The 2,773-nt window shown below is 66.5% G+C and carries 3 protein-coding genes and 1 pseudogene; all 4 read left to right on the top strand.

Annotated features, from left to right (window positions below; translation table 11 throughout):
- Positions 1 to 801, top strand: a pseudogene (locus tag VBE63_RS26890) (type IV secretion system protein TraC); the annotation flags it as partial.
- Positions 791 to 1,141 carry a hypothetical protein gene (locus VBE63_RS26885; protein WP_323686069.1) on the top strand — a complete coding sequence of 117 codons (351 nt, stop codon included), beginning with the start codon at positions 791 to 793 and terminating at the stop codon, positions 1,139 to 1,141. The pseudogene VBE63_RS26890 and the gene VBE63_RS26885, both read left to right, overlap by 11 nt.
- Complete coding sequence (lepB, locus tag VBE63_RS26880) at positions 1,138 to 1,671, top strand: signal peptidase I (RefSeq protein ID WP_323686068.1); 534 nt, start codon at positions 1,138 to 1,140, stop codon at positions 1,669 to 1,671. Before VBE63_RS26885 ends, lepB begins: the two co-directional genes overlap by 4 nt.
- A 7-nt stretch (positions 1,672 to 1,678) precedes the next feature.
- Positions 1,679 to 2,773, top strand: a 1,095-nt coding sequence (locus tag VBE63_RS26875; RefSeq protein ID WP_323686067.1) for a TrbC family F-type conjugative pilus assembly protein, incomplete at its 3' end; no start/stop codon positions are given.

Here is a 2,773-nt window from a genome sequence, read left to right as displayed (position 1 = left end):
GCAGGACTGAAGCGCATCCTGAAGACGGTCTGGGACCGGCTCGGCAACCAGATGAGCGTGGATGCGATCGCTGAGGCGCTGTTGGCCGAGTCCGATGCACGCTTGCAGGATGTCGGCCGGCAGCTGTTCTCGTTCACCTCGGCCGGGGAGTATGGGCGCTTCTTCAATGGAGCCAACCGGATTGGTTTCACCGCACCCTTGGTGGTGCTCGAGCTCGAGGAGCTGAAGAGCCGGCGGCATCTGCAGCAGGTCGTCTTACTGCTGCTGATCTACCAGATCCAGCAGGCGATGTACCTCGGTGAGCGATCACAACCGAAGCTGGTGGTGATCGACGAGGCCTGGGACCTGCTCACCAACGGCGATGTCGGCAAGTTCATCGAGTCGGGCTATCGGCGCTTTCGCAAATATGGCGGCGCGGCGGTGACCATCACGCAGTCGCTGGCCGATCTGTACACCCATCCGGTGGGACGGGCGATCGCCGAGAACAGCGCCCATAGCTTTCTACTGGCCCAACCGTCACAGGCGATCGATCAGCTGGCGGCGGAGCAGCGGTTGCCGTTGCCCAGCGGGGCGGTGGAGCTGCTCAAGACCGTGCATACCGTTCCCGGTGCCTACTCCGAGATCTGTTGCCTGACCAGCCTGGGTGGCGGGATCGGTCGTTTGGTGGTCGATCCGTTCCGGCAGTTGCTTTATAGCACGGCGCCGAAGGATGTGGCGGCATTGGAGGCCTTGCGGGCAAAGGGACTCAGCACGGTCGAGGCGATCAAGGCGTTGATCGAGGAGCGCCGGCATGGCGGCTGAGCAACGCGCAGGCAAGGGACCCGAGCCTGTGATGGCGCTGTTGACAACGCCCGTGCGTTGGTCACTGACGCTGCTGTTCGGGGCGGTGCTGGCAGGTGCTGTGGTGGGGCTTGGGATCAGCCAGAAGCGCTTGGCCGCACTGGCGGGGGACGCTGCACGTCAGCCGCCTGTGGTCATCCTGTCGGTGGCCGAGGCGGTGCGCGCCGGGCTTGATGCGGGGCAGATCCAGGTGTTCTCCGAGCGTCTGGCCGCGCGTGGGTTTTTGGTCCTCGATGCGCAGGCGGTGCTGGCCGCACCGGCGGAATTGTCGCTGCCACTGGGCGAGAAGGCGGGCCGATGAGGGTGCGCGCAGATCAAACCCGTCCACGCCAGCCCTGGGATCGCTTCCTGCTGAAGGCCCTGGCGGTGCTAACGCTGATCCTGGTGATCGGCAGTCTGCTCTGTGGGCGCTTTCGTCTGGGGCTCGATGATCAGGAGGCGCTCTGTCTGCCGCCGTATCGCGGGTATCTGATCGATACTTGGGATCGGCAGCCCGAGGTCGGGCAATTGGTGGCGTTTGCCGCGACTGAGGCGATGGTGCCGTATTTCACGGTCGGGCAGACGGTCATCAAGCGCGTGGTGGGCGTGCCAGGCGATCGCGTGGCGGTCGATGCGACGGGGACGGCGATCAACGGAGTGATGCGCGCGAACAGCGACCCGGCCCTGGCGACGACCTTGCAGCAGCCGGTGAGCGCCTTCGCTCGCGCAGCGTTTGAGGTTGAGCCCGGCCACCTCTGGGTGATGGGCGACACGCGCGATAGCTTCGATGGCCGCTATTGGGGTGCGTTGCCGATCGAGCAGGTGCAGGGGCGGGCCTATGCGTTGTTTTGAGGCTCTGATGCGTGCTCGGTTTCGCGCAGCCCGCTGTGGCCGTGCTGGAGCCGCTGGCACGCTGGCTCGTCTGGCCGCCAGCGCTCGCGATAGGCTGATCCTGGCCGGCGGCACACTCACGCTGGTCAGCGTTGCGACCGCTGCCGAGCTGATGCTTGATCAGGCGGAGCAGGGCGTCGATCAGGCACTGGCACCGATCCGGGCACAGGCCGGGGCGATTGCGCAGGGCGTTGAAGGTCAGCCGTTGCCGGCGTGGCTGCAGGTTCCTGATCAGACAGGCATGGAGTCGCGCTTCAAAGACCATGCGGTCCTGGACGCTCTGCTGGACGAGGCTCGTCAACACCTCGGATCTGCTGACCTGACCGCGTCGATCTGCGAGACCCTGGCGAGCGACTGCGCACTGGATAGTCGATCTTCCAATGTGCCTGCGCCCGCCGACGTCGATCCACCGCCGTTGGCGACGGGCGCACCATCCCGAACCTACCTGCTCTTCGCCTCCCGCTCGCTCGGCGAGGCCGCGCTGCGCGAGCTGTTCGCGCTGGCCAGCGTCCGACCCGAGCTGCGCATCCTGTTTCGCGGCGTCGACGAGGGCGAATCGCTGATCGCCTTTGCCGCCAGCCTGCGCGGGCTGCTCGAGGGACTTGATCCGCCGCCCAACGTGCTGCTCGATCCAACACCGTTTCGGACCTATGGCATCACGGCGGTGCCGACGCTGATCGCGTTGGAGCGGGATGGAACCGACTGGACCGAGCGCGCCCGCGTCGCTGGGCTGATCAACACAGGCTGGCTCGAGCAGGCGCTCGACGCCGGTCGCCAAGGCAACCTTGGCACCCGCGGCTCGGTCACCGAGATCCGCGAGCCCGATCTGCTTGCCGAGCTCGAACGCCGCCTGGCCGCGCTGGATTTGACCGCGATGAAGACCCGCGCGCTCGAGCGGGCGTTCGGTCGTCTGCATCTGGAGCGCCTGCCGGTCGCCACCGAGGACCGCACCCGCTGGATCGATCCCACCCTGATCGCGGCGGCCGATATCCGGCTGCCAGACGGCGCGATCCTGGTCGCCGCCGGGGAATCGATCAACCCACTCGAACAACTGCCCTTCACC

The sequence above is a fragment of the Lamprobacter sp. genome (assembly GCF_034860625.1).
Taxonomy (GTDB): Bacteria; Pseudomonadota; Gammaproteobacteria; order Chromatiales; family Chromatiaceae; genus Lamprobacter.
This window is presented reverse-complemented; position numbering and strand designations above follow the sequence as displayed.

What these genes read in the sequence shown, in the direction of transcription:
- VBE63_RS26885 (WP_323686069.1), top strand. Translation starts at nt 791, where the DNA reads ATGGCGGCTGAGCAACGCGCAGGCAAGGGACCCGAGCCTGTGATGGCG.
- lepB (WP_323686068.1), top strand. Translation starts at nt 1,138, where the DNA reads ATGAGGGTGCGCGCAGATCAAACCCGTCCACGCCAGCCCTGGGATCGC.